Source organism: Lactobacillus sp. UMNPBX6 (genome assembly GCF_002553975.1).
Classification (GTDB): domain Bacteria; phylum Bacillota; class Bacilli; order Lactobacillales; family Lactobacillaceae; genus Lactobacillus; species Lactobacillus gallinarum.
Map to the genome: position 1 here is coordinate 1 of NZ_PCZD01000080.1, position 6,116 is coordinate 6,116.

Consider the following 6,116-nt stretch of genomic DNA (forward strand, 5'->3'; position numbering starts at 1 on the left):
GCGAACATATGTCTCTATTTTTTTAATAAAAAAGCTGACTGCTAGGTCAGCTTGGTCCTATCCATCCCCGCATTAAAATACGGGGATTTTCGGGCGCTTTTCGTTAAAAACTTTGGCTCATTTTTGGATCTCAGATTGTTAGTAATAGTGTAAGATATCTGGCCGGCAGGTTGATTACAACAATTCAAATCAGATTATTAAATAAGGTAGGAGAAAATTATGAACTTTGAATTAGCAGAACAATCAATCCAATATACATTTGGCAATAAGAGATACACTAATGGACTTAAGAGTCGCATGATCAAGAACGTGAAGAAGGGCGCTGCAGCTGATGATCTCAAAAAAGTGGGTCAAGCAATTGCAGGCTTACAAGAAGACAGTCTTGACGATGTCATCTTAGTGCAAAAGCAACGCGTTATCGAAGCTGCTGAATAATAAGACGGGAACTGGACCACTATAATAAGGAAATAAGGAGAAAATAAAATGGCTACAACTACTAAAACTTTGAAATTGACTTTCTTAAATGGCGAAAAGAAGAAGAACAGTATTACTTTAGCTGACGCTGTAGATAACCTTACTGAAGAACAAGTTCGTCAAGCGATGAACACTATTGCGTCAGTTAACGTCTTCGAGAAAGACGGTGTTGCATATTACGAAACTTCACAATCTGCATCATACGTTGAACGTACTGTTAGTGACATCTTTAATGATGGCGCAAATTCTGAATCAGCATCTGCTGATAAGCAAGACTAATCTGTCTTTGCTGTTAGAAATCATTCAAATAATTAGACAATTACATAGAAAATAAGATAACTACACACAAAAATGTTTTAAAGAAATCGTATAGAAATATTACTTTTTTCAGATGATTTTGTTATATGTTTGTAAAATTTAAAAAATGAATAAAAAATTAAAGGCGGACGGAAGTCCGCCTTTTCTTGTTATGACTACGATTGAATTAATTCTGTGATTTTGGGCTGCGGAAAGCGCGGCGGGGTAAGAAAGTGGGCAAATATTACAAAAAGGGATTTTCAATTAATTTAACTTGCTATTTTTTGCTCAGGTTAGTACAATATGAATCGTGGTAAGTAATAGGACGTGCTTCAGGCATGACGCCTGTACGCATGCTGATTCTTCAGCAAGACTACTACCTCGCGAGAGTTATAAACTCGTGGATCCTGCTTCGAAGGGTTTTGTACATTATAGGCTCCTTTCTCATGCTGAACCTATGGCCTATTACATTTTTATATTTCAAGGAGGAAAAGACCACATGAAGAAAAATTTAAGAATCGTTAGCGCTGCTGCTGCTGCTTTGCTTGCTGTCGCTCCAGTTGCTGCTTCTGCTGTTTCTGTTAACGCTGCAGACTCATCAGCTGTAACCACTGCTACTAACACTGCAGCTACTAACAACAATGTATCACTTAACTTAAATGGTGCAGGTGATACTGCTAATAATGCTGCTAATACTGTTAACGTATCATCAAACTTTAGTTTAAACGCACCAGTTAAGGATACTAATAATAACGTTACTGCTAATGCTACTCTTGGTGGTGAATTAACTGCTACTCTTAATGGTACTACTGTATCAGCAAGTTTAGCTGATGCTGCACAAGACGTAACTGTATCTAAGGGTAAGACTAACTTCTACAGCTACAACAAGGATACTAAGAAGGTTGAAAACAAGTTAAACGATGTTGTAGCAGGTACTGACTACACGCTTACCCTTACTAACATGGGCTTTAGCTTTGGTTCATCAATGAAGAACAAGACCATTACTGTTAAGGTTGCTAAGGATGCCACCCTTAATGGTAAAACTGGTGACGTTCAAGTAACTTTAGATCAATACGGTAATGCTACTGGTTTGACTTACACTCAAACTCTTCACGCATACAACCAAAGTGTTACCAACGCAGTTTACTTCATTAATGTTAACAGTGGTACCACTGAAACCAAGGGTACTTGGATGACTCTTGCAAATGATGGCAAATTAAATGTAAGTTCAGTTCTTGACTCACTTACTAAGCAATACGAGGCTGTTCAATACAGCAAGAATGCTTTCAACAAGATTAACATTAGTACTACTCCTGCAGATGTAACTGCCGAACTTAAGAAGGCCGGTGTTGATGTTGATGCTAGTGGTAACTTCACTGCACCTGACACTTTCACTGTAACTTTAAATGCTAAGTCAGACGTTAACGGTAAGACTGCTTCATTACCTGTAGTTGTAACTGTTCCAAACGGCAAGGTAACTACTGTTCCAAGTCAAAGCAAGACTATTATGCACAACGCATACTTCTACGACAAGAACGCTAAGCGTGTAGGTACTGACAAGGCTACCCGTTACAACACTGTTACTGTTTCAATGAACAAGACTAAGTTCTCAAACGGTATCGAATACTACGAAGTAATCGAAAACGGTAAGGCAACTGGCAAGTTCATCAACGCTGACAACATCGATGGTACTAAGCGTACTTTGAAGCACAACGCATACGTTTACGCATCATCAAAGAAGCGTGCTAACAAGGTTGTTCTTAAGAAGGGTGAAACTGTAACTACTTACGGTGGTTCATACACATTCAAGAACGGCAAGAAGTACTACAAGATCGGTAACGACACTAAGAAGACTTACGTTAAGGTTGCAAACTTTGACTAATATTCTTGGTCAACAAGATAGCTAGTACACGCTAACTAAATAAAGGGAAAACGAGGCATTTGCCTCGTTTTTTCTTTTGCATAAAAATAGCCAGCACGCTTCATGCATACCAGCTTCTAGGAACTATTTTACTTAATTACAATTTTTACTTAATAATTTTCTTCTACTAGCTTCTTAATCTCATCGCTAGATAAATCGTTACTGTAATCTTGCAATACTTTTTCAAAAATCACTTCAGAAGAAAGATCAACTTGCTTTAATGCTTGAATTAACGTAATTGCATCTTCTATAGCTTTCTTTTTAGTAGCCCTTTCTGCTGCCTTCATCGCAACCTGATTCATTTCATAAGCCAACTTATCCATGTCATCGACCCACTTTCCACTATTAACATAATGATCGATATCCTTTTGTAAGTCGGCAATATAGCCTTGAGCATGGTTAATTACGCCATTCATATAATCCAAGAAATCCAACATCTTTTGGTTAAGATCGCGGTTCTTGCCCTTAGAGTTGAAAACTTTGATATGCATGCCTACGTTAAATTCTATAGTCTTGGTTTTGCGATCAAAGAAATTGAATTCATACATGCTTTCACCCTGATCGAATGGATCATACGTACAGAAAAACACAACGTAAGTAGATTTAAGCTTAGTGTAAGGTTGACCCGATTTCAAAGTGAAGTTGTTCAACCCCGCAGCGTAATACTGCATGCGTTCTTCTAAATCATGCTTATTAGTCGTCTGCATTTCGATGTCATAGATACGACCTTTGTCATCTTGTGCCCAGACATCTAAGCGAAAGTTTTTGCTCTCAAGACCAATGTTGCCGTTATATTGAGTGATTACATTAATCTTCTGCAAATTCAACTCAGGATAAGCACGGCGGAGCAGCTCTAGGCAATTTTTCTTCTTGCTCATCACATGGCCAAATACCAGATCTTGCGTAATGCCAGGATATCGAGTTATTTTTTTCTCATATTTTACCTCATAATAGCTTGTACATCAGTAAAATAGTTCCCACTATTTAATACGCAAAAAAGGGGCATTTTTTCCTGGCAAAATAAATTATTTCGCCAACATCTTCCGCAACTTCATCAGCAAATCATGTTTGAGATGGGTGAGGGTTCCGCGTGAGATGCCGTATTCTGCGGCTAATTCTGTGATCTTCTTGTTAGAAATAAATGATCATAGAAAATAACTTGCTCCATCTTACTCAACTTGTTAACTTCCTGCTTCAAGACAACTAAGTTGTTCCAATCGGCTTCTTCGCCAAGATCGTAAGCTTCATTCATATCTGTGTTACGTTCACATACACGCTGTTCGCGCTTCAGTCTATTCAATGTCTGCCAGAGAACCTTCTTGAAACTTAACTTATCAATTTCTGTGCGAGCCTTGTCGGTAGCTAATTCTTCGAGCATTTCGGCGTAAATGATCAGATCTTCTTGAAATAGATCCTCATACAAGTGGTAATCAGGGCGGACATGTGCAGCCTTGAGTGCTCCACCAACTAACTTACGATTTTCCCATGCTTTTCTAAAACCGTAAGGAACTCCTTTTTCTAATGTTTTAGGAAATTAAATTAAGGAATAATTCATCCTTACACAAACTATTTTACGGTCTCACATGTTTATATTAATATGCATAAATATAAGGTTTATGTTATTTATTAGTTATGAATTATAGAAAACGTATAAAAAGCCCATGATTATTGAGATCATGAGCTTTTTAGTGCAAAAGAAAAAACGAGGCAATGCCTCGTTTTCTCGCTTAGTCAATGTTGGCTAATTTTTATTCAAAGTTAGCAACCTTAACGTAAGTCTTCTTGGTGTCAGCACCGATCTTGTAGTACTTCTTGCCGTTCTTGAAGGTGTAAGCACCACCGTAAGTAGTTACTTCAGTACCCTTCTTAAGAACAACCTTGTTAGCACGCTTCTTTGAAGTCTTGTAAACGTATGCGTTGTGCTTCAAAGTACGCTTAGTACCATCGATGTTGTCTGCGTTGATGTACTTGCCAGTTGCCTTGCCGTTTTCGATAACTTCGTAGTATGAAATACCGTTAGCAAGCTTAGTGGTGTTCATAGCAACAGTTACAGTGTTGTAACGGGTAACCTTGTCAGTACCAACACGCTTAGCGTCCTTGTCGTAGGAGTATGCGTTGTGCATAATAGTCTTGCTTTGACTTGGAACAGTAGCTGGAGTTACGTCCTTACCGTTTGGAACAGTAACAGTAATTGGTAACTTAGCTGAAGCATCATTGTTGTTTGCTGAAGCAGTCATTTCAAAAGTAAATGACTTAGGAGCAACAAACCAACCATTAGCATCAACATCAATGTTCATAGCCTTTAAAGCTTCTTTGATGTTGTTGCTGTATGAAATAGTACTTGATTGACTGTTGTACTTGTCACCTGCATTGTTGCGTGCAACATACTTGTTTTCTGCAGCAGCTACAAATTGAGCAACGTTCATCTTACCAGCATCTAAAGTAATGTTACCGCTAGTTACGTTAACGTTAGTTTCTCTGTCGTACCAAGCAACAACAGCTGGGTTAGCAAAGTCTTTAGCAGTTACGTTGATAGCAACTTGGTTCAAGGTTACAGTACCGTTTTGGTCAAGCTTAATAGTTCTTGAGTTTGTAACAGTATTGTTTGATGCAAGTTGGAAGAAATCGCCTTCAGGCATAGTTAAAGTGATTTCCTTGTTTGCATTTTGTGAACCAAAGTTTAAACCAACATGGTAAGTTGAACCTGCAGTAAGGTAATGAACATCTTGTAAATTAGTAATTTCCTTGCTACCGTGGAAAAGTTGGATGTTTGAGTATCCAGGCTTAAAGTTTGAGGTAGCAGTAGTACCGTTAAAAGTAGCGTCAAATGATACAGAAATAGCTGCCTTAATTGAACCATGTACTGTGTTTAATGAAATATTTGGCTTAACATTTACAGCATCACCATTAGCTAAAGTAGGTACCTTACCTAATTGAGTAGCGGAAGTAACACTAGCAGCATTAACAGTACTTACAGTAGAAGCAGCGACAGGAGCAACAGCTAATAAAGCAGCAGCAGCAGCGCTAACAATTCTTAAATTTTTCTTCATGTGGTCTTTTCCTCCTTGAAATATAAAAAAATGTAATAGGCCATAGGTTCAGCATGTGATAGGAGCCTATAATGTACAAAACTCTTCAAAGCAAGATCCATGAGTCTATAACTCTCATGAGGTAGTAGTCATTGCTGAAGAATCAGCATGCGTACAGGCGTCATGCCTGAAGCACGTATATTGTGTACGTGATCCTTAAATTTGATTTTAGTGGAGTGATTTTTCGTCTTATATGCTAGGGGTGGATTGGGTGGGTTTATTCCGCCGCGTGTAATCCGGGTCTGAAGATAGAGGATGTTAAGCGTAAGGGATGCAAAAGAAAAGTGTCTGGGAAAAAACTAATTCTCAGACAGGAAAAAAGAACGATGATTTCC

6 protein-coding genes are annotated in these 6,116 nt (G+C 38.3%); 3 read left to right on the top strand and 3 right to left on the bottom strand.

Annotated elements, in window-relative coordinates; all coding sequences use genetic code 11:
- Positions 1-219 precede the first annotated feature (219 nt).
- The 3 genes from CP357_RS09355 (at position 220) to CP357_RS09365 (ending at position 2,653) form a co-directional block, all read left to right on the top strand.
- The gene (locus tag CP357_RS09355; RefSeq protein ID WP_025005687.1) at positions 220-435 is read left to right on the top strand and encodes a hypothetical protein; all 216 of its coding nucleotides are present in this window, start codon (positions 220-222) and stop codon (positions 433-435) included.
- Between the two features lie 48 nt (positions 436-483).
- Complete coding sequence (locus CP357_RS09360) at positions 484-753, top strand: DUF2922 domain-containing protein (RefSeq protein ID WP_098037160.1); 270 nt, start codon at positions 484-486, stop codon at positions 751-753.
- Between the two features lie 517 nt (positions 754-1,270).
- Entirely contained in the window at positions 1,271-2,653 is a 1,383-nt protein-coding gene (locus CP357_RS09365) for an SLAP domain-containing protein (protein ID WP_098037161.1), read from the top strand.
- A 149-nt stretch (positions 2,654-2,802) separates the two neighbouring features.
- On the opposite strand, the gene CP357_RS09370 is transcribed toward CP357_RS09365, so the two are convergent.
- The 3 genes from CP357_RS09370 to CP357_RS09380 all read right to left on the bottom strand — a co-directional run bounded on the left by CP357_RS09370 (position 2,803) and on the right by CP357_RS09380 (position 5,742).
- Entirely contained in the window at positions 2,803-3,570 is a 768-nt protein-coding gene (locus CP357_RS09370) for an Rpn family recombination-promoting nuclease/putative transposase (protein WP_098037162.1), read from the bottom strand.
- 233 nt (positions 3,571-3,803) lie between these two features.
- Positions 3,804-4,115 carry a hypothetical protein gene (locus CP357_RS09375; protein ID WP_233187254.1) on the bottom strand — a complete coding sequence of 104 codons (312 nt, stop codon included), beginning with the start codon at positions 4,113-4,115 and terminating at the stop codon, positions 3,804-3,806.
- A gap of 325 nt (positions 4,116-4,440) precedes the next feature.
- A complete protein-coding gene (locus tag CP357_RS09380) occupies positions 4,441-5,742 on the bottom strand; it encodes an SLAP domain-containing protein (protein ID WP_098037163.1) in 1,302 nt (433 codons plus the stop codon).
- Between the last annotated feature and the right edge of the window lie 374 nt (positions 5,743-6,116).

Coding starts and splice junctions, on each gene's coding strand:
- CP357_RS09355 (WP_025005687.1), top strand. CDS start 220: ATGAACTTTGAATTAGCAGAACAATCAATCCAATATACATTTGGCAAT.
- CP357_RS09360 (WP_098037160.1), top strand. CDS start 484: ATGGCTACAACTACTAAAACTTTGAAATTGACTTTCTTAAATGGCGAA.
- CP357_RS09365 (WP_098037161.1), top strand. CDS start 1,271: ATGAAGAAAAATTTAAGAATCGTTAGCGCTGCTGCTGCTGCTTTGCTT.
- CP357_RS09370 (WP_098037162.1), bottom strand. CDS start 3,570: ATGAGCAAGAAGAAAAATTGCCTAGAGCTGCTCCGCCGTGCTTATCCT.
- CP357_RS09380 (WP_098037163.1), bottom strand. CDS start 5,742: ATGAAGAAAAATTTAAGAATTGTTAGCGCTGCTGCTGCTGCTTTATTA.